This is a genomic window from Streptococcus anginosus subsp. whileyi MAS624 (assembly GCF_000478925.1).
In the GTDB taxonomy this organism is placed as follows: domain Bacteria; phylum Bacillota; class Bacilli; order Lactobacillales; family Streptococcaceae; genus Streptococcus; species Streptococcus whileyi.
On the sequence record NZ_AP013072.1, the window covers coordinates 855582 to 872579 of the forward strand.

Annotated in this window: 16 protein-coding genes and 1 pseudogene; 15 read left to right on the forward strand and 2 right to left on the reverse strand. The window is 39.1% G+C overall.

The features are described 5' to 3' along the window. Positions 1-4: 4 nt before the first annotated feature. Positions 5-2173 (reverse strand): LTA synthase family protein, encoded by a 2169-nt coding sequence (locus tag ANG_RS04360; protein ID WP_020999730.1) that lies wholly within the window; start codon positions 2171-2173, stop codon positions 5-7. Positions 2174-2421: 248 nt separating this feature from the next. Between ANG_RS04360 and ANG_RS04365 the strand changes: the two genes are divergently transcribed. From ANG_RS04365 to rlmD, 15 genes are all read left to right on the forward strand, one after another. Continuing rightward, positions 2422-3585, forward strand: coding sequence for a class I SAM-dependent rRNA methyltransferase (locus ANG_RS04365; protein ID WP_003036152.1), 1164 nt, complete (start codon positions 2422-2424; stop codon positions 3583-3585). Next, complete coding sequence (gene aroD, locus ANG_RS04370) at positions 3582-4259, forward strand: type I 3-dehydroquinate dehydratase (RefSeq protein WP_003036248.1); 678 nt, start codon at positions 3582-3584, stop codon at positions 4257-4259. Before ANG_RS04365 ends, aroD begins: the two co-directional genes overlap by 4 nt. Then, entirely contained in the window at positions 4249-5103 is an 855-nt protein-coding gene (locus ANG_RS04375) for a shikimate dehydrogenase (RefSeq protein ID WP_003035869.1), read from the forward strand. The genes aroD and ANG_RS04375 overlap by 11 nt, the downstream gene beginning before the upstream one ends. Before the next feature lie 10 nt (positions 5104-5113). Then, positions 5114-6181, forward strand: a complete 1068-nt coding sequence (gene aroB / locus ANG_RS04380) for a 3-dehydroquinate synthase (RefSeq protein WP_025271697.1) — start codon at positions 5114-5116, stop codon at positions 6179-6181. 33 nt (positions 6182-6214) lie between these two features. Continuing rightward, the gene (gene aroC, locus ANG_RS04385) at positions 6215-7381 is read left to right on the forward strand and encodes a chorismate synthase (RefSeq protein ID WP_003036072.1); all 1167 of its coding nucleotides are present in this window, start codon (positions 6215-6217) and stop codon (positions 7379-7381) included. Next, the gene (locus tag ANG_RS04390; RefSeq protein ID WP_003036262.1) at positions 7381-8217 is read left to right on the forward strand and encodes a sulfite exporter TauE/SafE family protein; all 837 of its coding nucleotides are present in this window, start codon (positions 7381-7383) and stop codon (positions 8215-8217) included. The genes aroC and ANG_RS04390 overlap by 1 nt, the downstream gene beginning before the upstream one ends. Further along, complete coding sequence (locus ANG_RS04395) at positions 8214-8594, forward strand: DUF1634 domain-containing protein (protein ID WP_025271698.1); 381 nt, start codon at positions 8214-8216, stop codon at positions 8592-8594. Before ANG_RS04390 ends, ANG_RS04395 begins: the two co-directional genes overlap by 4 nt. 9 nt (positions 8595-8603) lie before the next feature. Beyond that, positions 8604-9710: a prephenate dehydrogenase gene (locus tag ANG_RS04400; protein ID WP_025271699.1), complete on the forward strand. Its 1107-nt coding sequence runs from the start codon at positions 8604-8606 to the stop codon at positions 9708-9710. Positions 9711-9721: 11 nt separating this feature from the next. Continuing rightward, positions 9722-10060 (forward strand): YlbF/YmcA family competence regulator, encoded by a 339-nt coding sequence (locus ANG_RS04405; protein WP_003035916.1) that lies wholly within the window; start codon positions 9722-9724, stop codon positions 10058-10060. 215 nt (positions 10061-10275) lie between these two features. Next, positions 10276-11109, forward strand: coding sequence for a lactate/malate family dehydrogenase (locus tag ANG_RS04410; protein ID WP_003035958.1), 834 nt, complete (start codon positions 10276-10278; stop codon positions 11107-11109). A gap of 118 nt (positions 11110-11227) precedes the next feature. Then, positions 11228-12511 carry a 3-phosphoshikimate 1-carboxyvinyltransferase gene (gene aroA / locus ANG_RS04415; RefSeq protein WP_003036219.1) on the forward strand — a complete coding sequence of 428 codons (1284 nt, stop codon included), beginning with the start codon at positions 11228-11230 and terminating at the stop codon, positions 12509-12511. Next, entirely contained in the window at positions 12504-12980 is a 477-nt protein-coding gene (locus ANG_RS04420; protein WP_003036058.1) for a shikimate kinase, read from the forward strand. Before aroA ends, ANG_RS04420 begins: the two co-directional genes overlap by 8 nt. Then, positions 12977-13810: a prephenate dehydratase gene (gene pheA / locus ANG_RS04425; protein WP_003035952.1), complete on the forward strand. Its 834-nt coding sequence runs from the start codon at positions 12977-12979 to the stop codon at positions 13808-13810. The genes ANG_RS04420 and pheA overlap by 4 nt, the downstream gene beginning before the upstream one ends. 12 nt (positions 13811-13822) lie before the next feature. Further along, entirely contained in the window at positions 13823-15157 is a 1335-nt protein-coding gene (locus ANG_RS04430) for an LCP family protein (RefSeq protein ID WP_003036116.1), read from the forward strand. 74 nt (positions 15158-15231) lie between these two features. Next, the gene (rlmD, locus tag ANG_RS04435) at positions 15232-16599 is read left to right on the forward strand and encodes a 23S rRNA (uracil(1939)-C(5))-methyltransferase RlmD (RefSeq protein WP_025271700.1); all 1368 of its coding nucleotides are present in this window, start codon (positions 15232-15234) and stop codon (positions 16597-16599) included. On the opposite strand, the pseudogene ANG_RS10905 reads toward rlmD, so the two are convergent. Continuing rightward, positions 16538-16789 (reverse strand): annotated as a pseudogene (locus ANG_RS10905) (IS982 family transposase); the annotation flags it as partial. The gene rlmD and the pseudogene ANG_RS10905 overlap by 62 nt on opposite strands. Between the last annotated feature and the right edge of the window lie 209 nt (positions 16790-16998).

Genomic DNA, 16998 nt, shown 5'->3' on the forward strand with positions numbered 1-16998 from the left:
TTGGTTATTTAGAAGAAGAGCTGGATTCTTCTGTTGATGAGGAAGAACCGCTACTTGTTGATTCAAATTGTTCAGGGTGAAGAGCACGATAGCTTGGGGAATTAAACAGATCAACAGTTGAATTACCACCTCGTTTGCTATAAAGGCTTGTAGATTCATCACCTTTTTTCTTTTCAATAGATAATAATGATTTAAGTGAGTTGGTATAAGAATAGTCCTTAGGATTCACTTTCCCTAAATCATTTCCAGTATAGAAGCGAAGCAAGTCTCCGGTTTGAATCAGGTCACTCATTTTCAACTGCTCATTGGTTGTATTGCGGATTTTTTCCAATTCTGCCTTAGTTGTTTCATCTGGATTGGTAATTTCTTCTCCTGTTTCTGTGTAGTAAGTACGTCCACTGTAGCTAGTATACTTAGGAGTTACAAAATAGTTTGATGAACGAAAGGCAACGGTTTGTTGATGTTTAGATGATAACAAATCTTGACCGACTTGCAAGTATTGTTTAGAGTCTATACCGAGCAAATGTTCTAGAGTAGGTAAAAGATCAACTTGCCCGCCATAGGTATTAACGACTTTTCCTTTTGTCATACCAGGAATAACAATCATATAAGGAACTCTTTGGAGCATGGCATTGTCGTAGCTAGACCAAGTTTCAGAATTTTTGCCTAGTAATGGCGCCAGCGAGGGATTCCGTGAATTGGAAATACCGTAGTGATCACCATAAAGAACGATGATTGAATTCTCATAAAGACCAGACGCTTTTAAGTAGTCAAAGAATGATTTAACGGCAGAATCTAGATAATTGGCCGTTGCAAAATAACCATTGATTGTTTCATCCTTAGTCGAAGCAAGTGGGAAACCAGTATCGTCTCCAATCAAGCTAGTTGTATAGGGATAGTGATTAGAAACGGTGATATATTTTGCATAAAATGGTTGTTGCAAATGTTCAAGATATTTAATAGAATCTTTGAACATAATCTTATCATTCAAGCCATATTGGAATGAATTTGTTTTGTCTTGCTTAGAGAAGTAAGAAGAATCGAAGAAATAGTTATATCCCCATTGTTTGTAGGTGGTATTTCGATTCCAGAAACTACCAGCATTTCCGTGGAAAACGGCACTAGAATTATATCCATTTTTTGAGAGAATATACGGAGCAGCTTGCTGCGTGTTTGTTCCACCATAGTTTACCATAAAGGACCCCTGATTGAGACCAAATAAACCAGTTTCTAGCATGGTTTCTGCATCAGATGTTTTTCCGGCTTTTACTTGATTAAAGATATTAGAAAAAGCAAAAGTTGAGTTGGAATGATATAGTGAGTTGAGGAAAGGTGTTACTTCGTATTCTTTGCCATCAGACTTTAATTTATAATCAATCAGGAATTGTTGGAAACTTTCTAAATGAAGATAGATGACATTTCTACCTTTAGCAATTCCGTAATACTCTTTATTTGGCTCGGCATAGTGTGACTTGACGTATTCTTCAACTGGTTTCAAATCTTCAGCACTTGCTTTGGAGCGTTCTTTGTTGGCGCTATATGTCTGATTAGCACTATAGCCAAGAAAGGCTGGCAAGCCTAAAGCGCGGACAACATAATAATTAGAGAAGCCGCGTGTCAATAACTCTGGACGGTCAACTTCTGCTAAAAAGAGATTGGCTGAAAAAAGCATACTGGACAGAGCAGTAATTGCAAAGCTAGCTCGCTTGTTGAATGGCCGATCGTCTAAACGGATCCATTTTTTATAAAAAAGAAAACCTAAGATTGGAAAATCAATGATGTAAATCAAATCTCCAGGGCGGAATAATTCAAGCGCAGCCTCTCCTAGACCAGCCGAGACACTACTTGAAGCGAGCATGGTATTGACAGTAACAAAATCACTAAACTCGCGATAATAGATAGAGTTTGAAATGAGCCAGACAAATAATAAAATGTAAAGCGCAACTGCTAGAATATAGAAAACTTTGGTGCGCTTAATATAAAGTGCCAGTCCAATCAACAGCAATCCCAATGGAAGGGGATTGAGAATCGCGAGAAAGACTTGATAGGCACCCTGAATATCAAGATTAAAGTCAACAGAATAAGCCCACATGGTTTTCAGCCAATAAAGGGTCAGTAAGGTCAAGACAAAACCTAGTCTTGTACTCATGAAGTTGAGTATCTTCCTAGTCATAGTTTTCACAAATATATACTTCCTTGTCTTATTTCCTAAAATTTTCACTACTAAGTATAACATATTTTTGATTTAAGTTGGTAATTTAAAATGTTGCATTTTCTTTTGCTAGATAAAAAACAGAGAAAGGATTTTTATCCATTGAGAATAAATAGAATTTTTACGTATGAACACATTTTTTGCAATCATTTTGTAATAAGTAGTACATTTTTTTGAGAAAATTCATAACATTTGATATAATAGAGCTTATGAAACAGCTTACGATTCCTTCTTATACTGAAGAAAACATAAAAAAAGGACGATTTGTTTTAGAAAAACAAGATTTTCCTTCACTTTCTTTTCATCATCAAGTTGTAGAATTGGTAAATGCAAAAGGAAATTTTGTAGGTATCGCATACTTATCAGAGCAAAACAAGGGTATCGGTTGGTTTATCTCACAGAAGAAAGTAACTTTAGATGTCTCGTTTTTCTGTCAGTTATTCCAATCTGCGAAAGAAAAGCGACAAGTTTATCAACAATCAAAAGAGACAACAGCTTACCGCCTTTTTAATCAAGAAGGAGATGGTTTTGGTGGGGTGACAATAGATTTGTATCAAGAATATGCTGTTTTTTCTTGGTATAATCTCTTTGTTTACGAGATTAAAGATACCATTGTTCAAGCATTTCAACAGGTCTTTCCAGAAGTTACAGGAGCGTATGAGAAAATTCGTTTCAAGGGTTTGAATGTTGAATCCGCTCATTTGTATGGGCAAGAAGCACCAGCATTTTTCACGATTTTAGAAAATGGTGTTCGCTATCAAGTGTTTTTAAACGATGGATTGATGACGGGAATTTTCCTCGATCAGCATGAGATTCGTGGTAGCTTGGTAGACGGTCTAGCAGCTGGCAAGTCGCTATTAAATATGTTTTCCTACACGGCAGCTTTTTCGGTTGTGGCAGCCATGGGAGGAGCCAGCCAGACGACCTCTGTTGATTTGGCAAAACGCAGTCGTGAATTGTCGGAAGCACATTTTAGAGAGAATAATCTTGACTTAAGCAACCATACATTCTTTGTAATGGATGTGTTTGACTATTTCAAATATGCAAAACGACATGGTTTGACTTATGATGTAATTGTGTTAGATCCGCCGAGTTTTGCAAGAAATAAAAAACAAACTTTTTCTGTGGCGAAGGATTATCATAAGTTGATTGCTCAGTCTTTGGAAATTTTAAATCCCCAAGGGATTATCATTGCTAGTACAAATGCTGCGAATGTTTCACGTACTAAGTTTAAAAAAGAAATTGAAAAAGGTTTTGCAGGAAGCAAGCACCGTTATTTGAAAGAATACGGTTTGCCAGCAGATTTTACTTATAATAAAAAAGATGAAAGAAGTAATTACCTCAAGGTATTTACCATTAAGGTGGACAAATGAAATTAGTCGTATCAGTGATGCCGAAAAATTTAGAGGAAGCGCAGAATATTGATAGCTCGCGTTATGATGACGCGGACATTATTGAATGGCGTGCTGATTTTTTAGCAAAAGATGAGGTTTTGACTGTTGCACCTGCTATTTTTGAAAAATTTGCTGGTCGTGAATTGATTTTCACTTTGAGAACAATTGACGAAGGTGGAAATATTGAATTGACGGATGATGAATATATTTCTACTATCAAGGAAATTTCAACGATTTATCAGCCGGATTATATTGATTTTGAATATTTTTCTCACAAAAATAGATTTGAGGAAATGTTGGATTTTCCAAATCTTGTTTTGAGCTATCACAATTTTGAAGAAACGCCTGAAAATATGATGGAAATTTTATCTGAATTGACAAGCCTGACTCCAAAAGTAGTGAAAGTTTCTGTTATGGCGCGCAGCGAGCAAGATGTATTGGACTTGATGAACTATACGCGTGGTTTTAAAACCTTAAATCCAGATCAGGATTTTGTGACCATTTCTATGGGACAAATTGGAAAAATTTCACGAATAACAGCAGATTTGACAGGTTCCAGCTGGTCGTTTGCTAGTTTAGATGAGCCTAGTGCGCCAGGTCAAATTTCTCTTGCTAGTATGAAACAAATTCAGGAGATTTTGAATGAAAATTGACGGCTATACTCGTTTAGCGGCAGTTGTCGCCAATCCAATCAAGCACAGTATTTCTCCTTTTATCCATAATGCAGCATTTGAGCAAACGGGTGTTAATGGTGTTTATGTGGCTTGGGAAATCTCACAGGATGACTTGAAAGCAACTGTTGAAAACATTCGCTGCTATAATATGTTTGGAATCAATTTGTCCATGCCTTATAAACAAGTTGTGATTCCTTTTTTAGATGAAGTGACACCTGCTGCGCAGATGATTGGGGCGGTGAATACTGTTGTGAATCAACATGGAAAATTGATTGGTTATAACACAGATGGCAAGGGATTTTTTATGAGCTTGCCTTCTTTTGTCATTAAAGGCAAAAAAATGGTCATGCTTGGAGCTGGTGGAGCTGCGACAGCGATTATTGTACAGGCAGCTCTAGATGGTACTGAGGAGATTTTTGTGTTTACGCGCCAGTCCTCTTTTGAACGCGTTTCACAGAAAATGAAGGAAATTCAGCAGAAGACTGCAACGAAGATTTGGGTATTGCCTTTAGAAAATCAAGAATTATTGCAAGAAAAAATTAACGTTTCTGCTTTATTGGTCAACGGGACCAGTTTAGGCATGGACGGTAAGGCTTTACCAATACCAAGCAGTATTCGTTTACCACATTCACTTCTTGTGGCAGATGTGATTTACCAGCCGTTTGAAACCCCATTTTTAAAATGGGCAAAAGGACAAGAAGTTGAAGTAGTGAATGGCTTGGGAATGTTGTTGTATCAGGCGGCAGAAGCATTCAAATTGTGGACAGGAAAAAAAATGCCAACTAAAGAAATTTGGCAGGCATTGGAAAAAAAGTACAAATAAGGGGTTGCCTATGAAATTAAATGTGAATATTCCCAATCATCCTTACGATATTGTCATTGAAAAAGGTACTTTAGCCAAAGCTGGAGAATGGCTGGCAAGTTTATGGTCAGCTCAAAAGATCGTTGTTATCACAGATAATCATGTGGCAAGTCTGTATGCTGAAACGGTTAAATGTAGCTTAGAAGTTGCTGGTTTTGAAGTGTTTGTATTTGATTTTCTGGAAGGGGAAGCTAGTAAAAATTTAACAACAGTCAATAAAGTTTATGAATTTCTCGCTAAAGTAGGGATGACTCGCAGTGATGGTATTGTTGCCTTGGGTGGCGGTGTGGTCGGTGATTTGGCTGGCTTTGCAGCTTCAACTTATATGCGAGGTATTCATTTTGTACAGATACCGACGAGTTTGACAGCTCAGGTAGATTCTTCGATTGGTGGAAAAACAGGAGTCAATACGCCGTGGGCTAAGAACATGGTGGGTACTTTTACTCAGCCGGACGGAGTTCTGATTGACCCAGATGTTTTAACAACTTTAGGACAACGTGAATTGATTGAAGGCATGGGAGAGGTCATTAAGTATGGTCTGATTGAGGACGTGGAGCTATGGCAGGAACTGTCTGACATGGACGGTAGCCCAGAGTCCATTTTGGAGCACGCAGAAAGTATCATCTATCATTCTTGTAATGTCAAACGAAAGCTAGTAGTGGAAGACGAACTTGACAATGGTGTGCGCCTTTATCTAAATTTTGGACATACGATTGGTCATGCAGTGGAGGCGACTGCTGGTTATGGCAAAGTCATGCACGGAGAAGCTGTGGCTATTGGAATGGTTCAGGTAGCGCGTGTAGCAGAAAAAGAAAAGCTAATGCCTAAAGGAATTACCACAGATATTGAGCAGATGTGTCGCAAATTTGGGCTTCCAGTTGATTATCAACCTTGGCGACAAGAAGAGCTCTATCATGCCTTACTTCATGATAAGAAAGCTCGGGGCAAGACAATCAAATTAGTCATTGTTCCAGAATTAGGCAGGGCAGCCATTCATCAGATTCCTTTAGAAGAAATGAAAGATTATTTAGAAAAGTAAGTGCTAAATAGCAACAACAGATGAGGTAACGGAATGAGATATTTAACTGCTGGGGAGTCACATGGACCGCGTTTAACAGCTATCATTGAAGGAGTGCCAGCTGGGCTTCCTTTGACAGCTGACTACATCAATGCAGAATTGAAACGTCGTCAGGGCGGATACGGTCGTGGAGCTCGTATGAAAATAGAGAGTGACAAAGTGGAATTTACTTCTGGTGTTCGGCATGGGCGAACCATGGGGGGGCCGATTACACTCAATGTGACCAATCTAGATCATCAAAAATGGTTGGACATCATGAATGTAGCAGATGTGGAGGACAAGAAAAAAGGGCTGCGCAAGATTACCAAACCTCGTCCAGGTCATGCAGATTTGGTCGGCGGTATGAAATATCGTTTTGACGACTTGCGCAATTCATTGGAGCGCTCTTCTGCGCGTGAAACGACCATGCGGGTTGCGGTGGGAGCTGTTGCTAAGCGTCTTTTAGAAGAAATCGGAGTTGAGGTAGCTAGTCATATCGTAACTTTCGGTGGCATTGACATTGAGGTTCCGGAAAATCTGACCGTTTCTGAAATCAAGAAACGTGCTCGTCAGTCAGAAGTTTCGATTGTCAATCCAGAACGTGAAGAGGAAATTAAAGCCTATATTGATCAGATAAAGAAAGATGGTGACACGATTGGTGGAATTGTTGAAACCATTGTCGGTGCTGTGCCAGTTGGACTAGGTTCCTATGTTCAATGGGATAGAAAACTAGATGCTAAAATTGCTCAAGGAGTGGTTTCTATCAATGCATTTAAAGGTGTGGAATTTGGAGTTGGTTTTGAAGCAGGGCGGCTTAAGGGCAGTCAGGTGATGGATGAAATAATCTGGTCTAAAGAGGACGGCTTTACTCGTCGTACTAACAATCTAGGTGGTTTCGAGGGCGGTATGACCAACGGAGAACCTATCGTAGTGCGCGGAGTGATGAAGCCAATCCCAACTCTCTACAAGCCACTTATGAGCGTTGATATTGAGACACACGAGCCTTATAAAGCAACGGTGGAGCGAAGCGATCCGACAGCTCTGCCAGCTGCTGGTGTTGTTATGGAAGCTGTTGTTGCAACAGTGCTTGCAACTGAGGTTTTGGAGAAATTCTCTTCAGACAATCTGAAAGAATTAAAAGAAGCCGTTCAACAACACCGCGATTATGTGAAAGGATTTTAATGCTCACCTATATTTTTACAATGACTTTGGTCGGAATTTTTGCAGGAATTTTGGGCGCTTTATTAGGACTTGGAGGCGGAATTGTTATCACGCCTGTACTCACTCTCTTATTTGGAGTAGACATTAAGTATGCGGTAGGAGCCTCTATTATTGCAGTTTTAGCAACTAGTTCAGGTTCTGCGATTGCCTATCTCAAAGATGATATGCTCAATCTGCGAATTGCCATGTTTTTGGAAATTTTTACGACTTTAGGAGCTTTTGTAGGCGCTATGTTATCAGTGATAACAGATTCACAAGTCCTTTTCTTACTTTATGGCGCTCTCATGCTCTTTCAAGCATTTAATATGTACCAGAAGATTCATGATAAAAAGGACAATCAGAATGTGAGTCACAATGATGCTATCGCAGAGAAATTAAATCTCGGTGGTGAATATTTTGACAAAGGTCTCAACCAGACAATCAAGTATCAAGTGACCAATGTCCCTGGTGGCTCTGTTGTCATGTTATTTGCAGGTGTTATGTCGGCGCTTTTAGGAATTGGTGCGGGTGCTTTCAAAGTATTGGCCATGGATACTGTTATGAAAATGCCTTTAAAAGCTAGTTCAGCAACTTCTAACTTTATGATGGGAGTGACAGGAACGGCTTCAGCTATCTTTTACCTTTTTATAGGACAAATCAACCCAGTATTGGTTACACCAATCGCCTTGGGTGTTTTAGCAGGTTCTTTCATCGGAAGCCGCATCATGCCTTATGTACCTGTAAAAGTATTGCGCTGGATTTTTCTAGTCGCTTTATTAGCTCTGGGTGTACAGATGTTTATACGAGGTATGCAATGACAGATAAAATGCAAAAAGAAAAAGAAGAGCTGGATTTGGTCATGGGGAAGATTCTCCGAGTGGGGATTTTTCTCTCTATTCTTTTTATGTTTCTTGGGCTGATTTTTTACCTTTTTAGTGGTCAGCAGGTCATTTCTTTAAAGAATTTGGAACAGTTTAATCCAGTTGCCTATGTGAAGAGCCATTCCATTTTTGATGCAGTGACGTTTATGTTACTAGGGGCTTTTATGCTTATTTTGACACCGATTTTTCGAGTGATTTCAACTTTTATCATTTTTGTCAAAACAAAAGATAAAATGTATACGATTTTCACAGCGATTGTTATGGTTATTATTTTAGTGTCGATTATTCTGGGATTTATCGTTGAGCCAAAGTAAGGAGTAAGCATGGAAAAGAGAATTATTTATATTGCGGGTCTTGGTTTGATTGGTTCATCAATCGCGCTTGGAATTCGACGTGATCATCCAGACTATACTATATTAGGTTACAATCGTGGAGAAGAATCTCGAAAAATTGCCCTTGAAAAACGCATGGTAGATCAAGTGACCGACCAATTTGCTGAATTTGCTCCTCTGGCAGATGTGATTATTCTTGCTGTCCCTATCAAGCAAACCATTGAGTTTATCAGGCAATTAGCAACTCTAGATTTGAAAAAAGATGTGATTATCTCAGATGCAGGTTCTACCAAAGCTGAAATTGTAGCTGCTGCTGAAGAAGCTCTAAAGGAGAAAACCATTCGCTTTATAGGTGCTCATCCAATGGCTGGTAGCCATAAGTCAGGTGCTAGTGCAGCAGATGTAAATCTCTTTGAAAATGCCTATTATATTTTTACTCCGTCTCATTTGACGAAAGACGGCACGATAGCAGAAATGAAGAATCTCTTATCTGGTCTGCATGCTCGCTTTATCGAAATTGATGCCAACGAGCACGATCGTGTCACCAGTCAAATTAGCCATTTTCCGCATATTCTCGCTTCTAGTCTTATGGATCAAGCCGCTGCCTATACTCAGCAACACGAGATGACGCAGCATTTCGCTGCTGGAGGATTTCGTGATATGACACGGATTGCAGAAAGTGAGCCGGGCATGTGGACTTCGATTTTGTTGACAAATCCAGATGCTATTTTAGAGAGGATAGAGGATTTTAAGAAGCGCTTGGATACTATTTCAGGTGCCATTCAGAATAAAAATGAAGATGTGATTTGGAATTTCTTTCAGCATGGTCGCCAAGTGCGAAAAGCTATGGAAATTCATAAACGAGCAGGTGTGGATAGCTTTTATGACATTTTTATCAATGTTCCCGATGAAGAAGATGCTATTTTAGGAGTGTTGGAACTTCTAAGGGGAACATCCATTGTTAACATTCACATCAATGAAGAAAATCGCGAAGATATTAACGGAATTTTGCAAATCACCTTTAAAAATCGCGAAGATTTGGAAAGATCTGCTAAAATAATAAGAGAAAAGACACACTATCAAGTCTTTTTAGATTAAGGAGGAAGACTATGTCAAATATTTATGATTTAGCGAATGAATTAAGCCGTACTCTGCGTGACCTTCCTGAGTACAAAGCCGTTGTCGAAAGCAAAAAAGCAGTGGATGCTGATAGTGAAGCAAAGAGTCTTTTAAAAGACTATCTAGCTTTCCAGCAAGAACTGCAAGGCATGGCGCAATCAGGTCAAATGCCAACGCAAGAAGTGCAAGACAAGATGAAGTCGTTTGGGGATAAGATTCAAGGCAATCATGCCCTGACTGAATTTTTCAATAAACAACAACAATTGTCTATTTACTTAGCTGATATTGAACGTATCATTTTTGATCCAGTTCAAGAATTGTTGAAATAAGGTTATGATTCAAGCTGATTCAAGATTTTGGTCAGCTTTTTATGTGCATAAAATCCATAGGAGAAGAAAGGATTCAACAAATTAGCAAGAATTTTCTGAATATTTCCACTAAATACTTGTTTTTTACTAATTTCTGAGTATAATGAAATGTATCAACTAGACGGATTTTCAGTTTAATGGTGAAAGCTGAACAGTGTATTTTATGGAGGTGCTTTATGTCACGTAAAATTGCGATTATTGGTATGGGAAATGTTGGTGCTGCAGTCGCACATGGTCTCATTGCGCAAGGTGCTTTTGATGATTATGTGTTGATTGATAAAAATGAAGCGAAAGTCAAAGCAGATGCGGATGTGGTGGTATCAGCACTGGGCAATATCAAATTACAAGATAACCCCAACGCCGATCGATTTGCGGAATTACCCTTTACATCCAAGGAAGCTCCTTTTGTCGCTGAACAATTGAAAAAAGTTGGATTTACAGGGATTATCATTGTTATTAGTAATCCAGTAGATGTCATTACCAGTCTTTATCAACACTATACTGGTCTGCCCAAAGAGCGTGTTATTGGAACGGGAACGCTACTGGACACAGCTCGTATGAAACGTGCAGTTGGTGTTCGCTTTGGTGTCGATCCTCGAAGTGTTTATGGCTACAATCTTGGAGAACATGGGAATTCTCAATTTACAGCTTGGAGCCAAGTACGGATAAAAGGGCAACCGATTTCTACATTTGCTTCAGTCGAGGAGTTGGATGAAATTGCTCTAGAAGCCCTTAAAGGAGGGCATACCGTCTTTTATGGCAAAAAATACACATCTTATGGTATTGCGAGCGCAGCTATCCGTTTAGCAGTAGCCCTTGTATCGGATTCGCATGAAGAATTGCCAGTATCAAATTATTATCAGCCATTAGATACCTACCTGAGTTATCCAGCGATTGTAGGACGTGAGGGAATTGTTGAGCAAGTCAAACTTAGTTTAACGGAAAAAGAGGAAGAAAAATTAGCGTATTCTGCACAATTCATCAAGCAAAAATTTGCAGAAAGTTTATAATTCTAAGAGGGTGAGGAAAAGTTGAATTCCACGAAATGAAGCTTTTTCCCCGCTCCCTTTTGTTTCCCTTCTCTTTTTATGGTACAATATGTAAAAAGAATCAGGTATGAGGTTTTCTATGCAGTTACGTACAAATGCAAAGGGATTAGCTGGGTGCATTCGTGTGCCGGGTGATAAGTCTATTAGTCATCGATCGATTATGTTTGGTAGTTTGGCCAAGGGAGTGACAACGGTTCACGATATTTTGCGTGGTGAAGATGTTTTATCCACCATGCAAGTTTTTCGTGATTTAGGTGTTCAAATTGAAGATGACGGCAATGTAGTAACGATTCATGGAGTGGGTTTTGCTGGTCTTCAAGCGCCGACAAACAAACTGAATATGGGAAATTCTGGAACCTCTATTCGCTTGATTTCAGGTGTATTAGCTGGGCAGGATTTTGTGGCGGAAATGTTTGGTGATGATAGTTTATCTAAACGTCCTATGGATCGCATAACGATTCCTCTTCGTCAAATGGGGGTGCAAATCGCCGGGCGAACCAAGCGTGATTTGCCACCGCTCACTATTCATGGGAATAAGAACTTGCAGCCCATTCATTATACCTTGCCTGTGGCGTCTGCTCAAGTTAAGTCTGCTTTGATATTTGCGGCTTTACAAGCTCAAGGCGAGTCTGTCATTGTGGAAAAAGAAATGACCCGCAATCATACAGAAGACATGATTAAACAATTTGGCGGTCAGATTTCTGTCAATGGCAAGGAAATCCGCGTTCAAGGTGGACAAGAGTTTACTGGACAGAATGTGTTGGTGCCAGGAGATATTTCTAGTGCGGCTTTCTGGATAGTAGCAGGACTTATCATTCCCAATTCTAAGATTATTTTGGGAAATGTTGGTATCAATGAAACACGAACTGGCATTTTGGATGTTGTCAAGGCTATGGGGGGGAATATAAACTTGTCCAATATAGACAGAGTTGCTAAGTCCGCCACCATAACGATAGAGACATCTGAATTAGTCGGCACAGAAATTGGCGGAGAAATTATCCCGCGTTTAATTGATGAATTGCCAATCATTGCACTTCTGGCCACTCAAGCTAAGGGGCAAACGGTGATTCGTGATGCGGAAGAATTAAAGGTAAAAGAAACAGACCGTATCCAAGTTGTGGTAGATGCACTAAATAGCATGGGAGCTGATATTACTCCGACAGAAGACGGCATGATTATCAAAGGGAAAACATCTCTTCACGGTGCTAAAGTTCATACATTTGGCGACCACCGAATTGGCATGATGACGGCTATTGCAGCTCTTTTGGTAAAGGACGGTCAAGTCAAGTTGGAGCGCGCAGAAGCTATCAATACGAGCTATCCAAATTTCTTTTCTGATTTGGAGGACTTACTTCATGGCTAAGATTTTGATTGGTTTCATGGGGGCTGGAAAGTCAACGATTGCTAGCTTGCTAGATGAAAATTTTATCGATATGGATGAGCTTTTGTCAGAGAGACTGGAAATGCCGATTAAAGAATATTTTGAGCAGTATGGCGAAGCAGCTTTTCGGCAAAAAGAAAGTGAATTATTAAAAGAATTGCTACAGTCAGAACAAGTCATCTCAACTGGTGGTGGCATCATCAGCAATGCTCAAAATCGCGAGTTGTTAAAGCAGAACGCTGAAAATATTTATTTAAAAACAGATTTTGAGACACTTTATCAGCGTCTTGAAGAGGATCAAGAACACCAGCGCCCACTTTATTTGAACAATAGCAAGGCTGATTTGAAAAATCTTTTCGAGCAACGTCAGACTTGGTATGAAGAAGTGGCTACAAAAGTTATTGATGTGACTACTCTGACGCCTAAACAAATTGTGGAGGTGTTGCAATGAAAATTGGATTTTTAGGTCCGAAAGGGTCTTTTTCTCATCATGTGGCACAAGAAGCCTTTCCAGCAGATACTTTAGTTGCTTTTGAAAATATCACAGATGTTGTAAAGGCTTATGAAATAGGTGAAGTAGATTATTCTGTGGTGCCGGTTGAAAATTCAATTGAAGGCAGTGTCCATGAAACATTGGATTATCTTTTTCATCAGGCTGCCATTCATGCTGTGGCGGAAGTTGTGCAACCGATACAACAACAGCTATTGGTCACAGCAACTGATAAGCCAGTAGAAAAAATCTTTTCTCATCCGCAGGCAATTGCGCAAGGCAAAAAATATATCCGTCAGCATTATCCACAAGCTAAAATCGAAATAACAGCTAGCACAGCTTATGCAGCCCGTTTTGTGGCTCAACATCCTGAAGAAAATTATGCAGCCATTGCTCCTAAAACTGCAGCCAGTGAATATGATTTGCAGATTATTGCAGAAGATATTCAAGAAATGGATGAGAATTTCACTCGTTTTTGGTTGCTTGGACAGTCAATCTCGGATTTGCCATTGTATCCGAAGGAAAAGAAAATGACGCTTGCTTTAACTTTGCCAGATAATCTACCTGGTGCTTTATACAAAGCCCTTGCAACTTTTGCATGGCGGGGAATTGATTTGACAAAGATTGAAAGCCGTCCATTGAAGACAGCCTTGGGAGAATATTTTTTCATTGTAGATATCAATAATGAAAAAGCGAATTTGGTATCATTTGCGATAAAAGAGTTAGAAACAATTGGTATTACTTATAAAATTTTAGGAAATTATACTGTTTATACCATTTCAGAAAAGTAGATTGGAGAAATCATGGGTAAAAAATCTGATAATCTCAGCCACCATGAGCAGTTGAGACTGGACTATCTTTACAAAAATATCCATTATTTAAATGAACGCGAGAAAAAAGAGTATCAATATCTTCTTAGCAAGCAAGAAGGAAAACAAACAATAGAGCCAGCTCGAGCAGTGAGAAGTAACTTTTCTGACCAACAGGTTCCTGAGAATTTTGGCTATACTGAACAAGGATTACCTCAATATCCAGAAAGAAGTCGCCGTAGTAAACGATCTAAAATTGAGCGCATACCAAACTATACAACCGAAAATGTAGAAAATCTGCCCAAGCCTAAAAAGGAAAAACGACATAGAAAATTACGTGTGAAGCGGATTCTAGGTTGGTTAGCACTTTTTGTGGTGTTGATTATTGGAGGGATGCTTTTTATGTTTATAAAAGGCTTGAACACCTCTAAAAGCAATCCAAATGCAAAAGCTGCTCAAACAGAGATTTTTCATGGGAAAGATACAAAAGACGGCGTGAATATACTTATTTTGGGTACAGATGGACGAATTGGGCAATCTTCTTCTGAAACGCGGACAGATTCGATCATGGTCTTAAATGTCGGTGGAAAAAATAAAAAAATGAAACTCGTCAGTTTCATGAGGGACACGCTCGTTCACATTGATGAAGTCAGCCAAGGATCGGGTTATGATCAAAAGTTAAATGTAGCGTATGCCATTGGAGAGCAAAATAAGAATCAAGGCGCTGAATTAGTACGCCAAGTGTTAAAAGACAACTTTGATATTGACATTAAATATTATGCCTTGGTTGATTTTTCGACCTTTGCAACAGCGATTGATACACTTTTTCCAAATGGTGTTGAAATGAATGCGAACTTTTCAACTATCAATGGCGAAAAAGTGAGTGAAGTTCAGGTGCCGGATGATCTTAATATGAAAGACGGCGTGGTTCCAGAGCAGATGATTAAGGTTGGCAAACAACGAATGGACGGTCGTACGCTTTTGAATTATGCGCGTTTCCGTAAAGATGATGAGGGAGATTTTGGACGTACACGTCGCCAGCAAGAGGTGATGAGTGCGATTATTCAGCAAATAAAAGACCCAACGAAACTGTTTACGGGATCTGAAGCACTTGGAAAAGTCTTTGCGTTAACTTCGACAAATATTCCCTATAGCTTTTTACTAACACATGGCTTATCTTCTCTTACCAATGCTCGTAATGGTGTTGAAAAGATGACTATTCCTAAAAATGGTGATTGGATAGATGCTTATGATATGTATGGTGGTCAAGGATTGCTTGTTGATTTTGAAGCTTATAAGACTAAATTAGCAAAACTTGGACTCAGATAGATGATAGAATAGAAAGTGATAATTCTGTCGCTTTCTTTTTTTGGGAAATGGCAGAGCAGATAGAAAGAGAAAATATGTTAAAAAAGAATGATGTGATAGAAGTTGAAATTGTAGATTTGAGTCATGATGGTGCAGGAGTAGCTAAAGCAGAGGGACTGGTTTTCTTTGTGGAGAATGCCCTGCCTACAGAATGTATCTGTATGCGCATACTGAAAGTCAATAAAAAAATTGGTTTTGGCAAGGTAGAAGCCTATTTGACGAAATCCCCTTATCGAAACGAAGATGTTGATGTGGCTTATCTGAGGACAGGTATTGCTGACCTAGGGCATCTAAAATATAGTGAGCAATTGAAATTTAAAACCAAGAAAGTTAGAGATAGTCTTTACAAGATTGCTGGAATTGCAGATATCGAAGTGGCACCAACCCTTGGTATGGAGCACCCACTACATTATCGAAACAAAGCGCAGGTTCCTGTTCGCCGTGTCAATGGACAGCTAGAAACGGGATTTTTCCGAAAAAATTCGCACGATTTAATGCCAATTGAGGATTTTTATATTCAGGATCCAGTTATTGATCAAGTCGTTTTGGCAGTGCGGGATTTGCTGCGTCGTTTTGACCTGAAACCTTACGATGAGAAAGAGCAATCTGGTCTGATTCGTAATATTGTGGTTCGTCGTGGACATTACTCTGGTGAAATCATGGTTATTTTAGTGACCACTCGTCCCAAGATTTTCCGTATAAATCAGTTAATTGAGCGATTAGTCGCGCAATTTCCGAATATTAAATCTATCATGCAAAATATTAACGACCAGCCAGGTAATGCGATTTTGGGGAAGGAATTTCATGTACTGTATGGACAAGATTATATTACTGACCGCATGCTGGATAATGACTTTCAAATTGCTGCCCCAGCATTTTACCAAGTCAATACAGAGATGGCAGAGAAACTGTATCAAACGGCGATTGATTTCGCTGAGTTGAGTATAGAGGATATTGTAGTGGATGCCTATTCGGGGATTGGCACCATTGGATTGTCAGTTGCGAAACACGTCAAAGAAGTCTATGGCGTGGAGGTTATCCCTCAAGCAGTTGAAAATAGCAAAAAGAATGCTAAGCTAAACGGCATTAGCAATGCCCATTATGTTTGTGATTCAGCAGAAAATGCTATCAAAAAATGGCTGAACCAAGGTATAAAACCTAGTGTCATTATGGTTGATCCGCCACGTAAAGGTCTGACAGAAAGCTTTATCAAATCAAGCATCAGCATGAATCCAAAGAAAATCGTCTATATATCTTGTAATGTAGCCACTATGGCGCGTGACATCAAACTCTATCAAGAGCTAGGCTATAAACTCACAAAAGTTCAGCCCGTGGATTTGTTTCCAATGACGCATCATGTGGAAATAGTTGGCAGATTCGGTGAAAATGACGTTGGGATTTGATTCCTAGTTCAGCTTGCAAGAGCAGTAAGACTAATAGAGATTCATCCGAAACTTTTGACAGGCTGACATTATGACGATGTTTCAATGAATCAGGGCAATAATCCCGATAAAGCTGATGACAAATTTTTGATAATTGCTTCATATTCCATTGTAAATGATGGGATTTAGCGGTATACTGTAAGTGGCTCATTTGGACTAACCTCCTGTATGTTTCGTCACTTACAGTATAGTCCTTTTGGGCTTTTTATGGTGTTTTGAGGTTAACTAGCACCACGGGTAAGCTATAGATTTAAAAATTTGAAAAAATTAACCAAAAATTAACCAAGCAAGTTATATTTTTAGTCAATATTTATAAAATAAAGGGGAACTATATATCAGTTTACACTAGACACAGTATAT

Bases quoted from the DNA above. Each gene is read 5' to 3' on its own strand.
- ANG_RS04360 (WP_020999730.1), bottom strand. From the start codon at position 2,173: ATGACTAGGAAGATACTCAACTTCATGAGTACAAGACTAGGTTTTGTC.
- ANG_RS04365 (WP_003036152.1), top strand. From the start codon at position 2,422: ATGAAACAGCTTACGATTCCTTCTTATACTGAAGAAAACATAAAAAAA.
- aroD (WP_003036248.1), top strand. From the start codon at position 3,582: ATGAAATTAGTCGTATCAGTGATGCCGAAAAATTTAGAGGAAGCGCAG.
- ANG_RS04375 (WP_003035869.1), top strand. From the start codon at position 4,249: ATGAAAATTGACGGCTATACTCGTTTAGCGGCAGTTGTCGCCAATCCA.
- aroB (WP_025271697.1), top strand. From the start codon at position 5,114: ATGAAATTAAATGTGAATATTCCCAATCATCCTTACGATATTGTCATT.
- aroC (WP_003036072.1), top strand. From the start codon at position 6,215: ATGAGATATTTAACTGCTGGGGAGTCACATGGACCGCGTTTAACAGCT.
- ANG_RS04390 (WP_003036262.1), top strand. From the start codon at position 7,381: ATGCTCACCTATATTTTTACAATGACTTTGGTCGGAATTTTTGCAGGA.
- ANG_RS04395 (WP_025271698.1), top strand. From the start codon at position 8,214: ATGACAGATAAAATGCAAAAAGAAAAAGAAGAGCTGGATTTGGTCATG.
- ANG_RS04400 (WP_025271699.1), top strand. From the start codon at position 8,604: ATGGAAAAGAGAATTATTTATATTGCGGGTCTTGGTTTGATTGGTTCA.
- ANG_RS04405 (WP_003035916.1), top strand. From the start codon at position 9,722: ATGTCAAATATTTATGATTTAGCGAATGAATTAAGCCGTACTCTGCGT.
- ANG_RS04410 (WP_003035958.1), top strand. From the start codon at position 10,276: ATGTCACGTAAAATTGCGATTATTGGTATGGGAAATGTTGGTGCTGCA.
- aroA (WP_003036219.1), top strand. From the start codon at position 11,228: ATGCAGTTACGTACAAATGCAAAGGGATTAGCTGGGTGCATTCGTGTG.
- ANG_RS04420 (WP_003036058.1), top strand. From the start codon at position 12,504: ATGGCTAAGATTTTGATTGGTTTCATGGGGGCTGGAAAGTCAACGATT.
- pheA (WP_003035952.1), top strand. From the start codon at position 12,977: ATGAAAATTGGATTTTTAGGTCCGAAAGGGTCTTTTTCTCATCATGTG.
- ANG_RS04430 (WP_003036116.1), top strand. From the start codon at position 13,823: ATGGGTAAAAAATCTGATAATCTCAGCCACCATGAGCAGTTGAGACTG.
- rlmD (WP_025271700.1), top strand. From the start codon at position 15,232: ATGTTAAAAAAGAATGATGTGATAGAAGTTGAAATTGTAGATTTGAGT.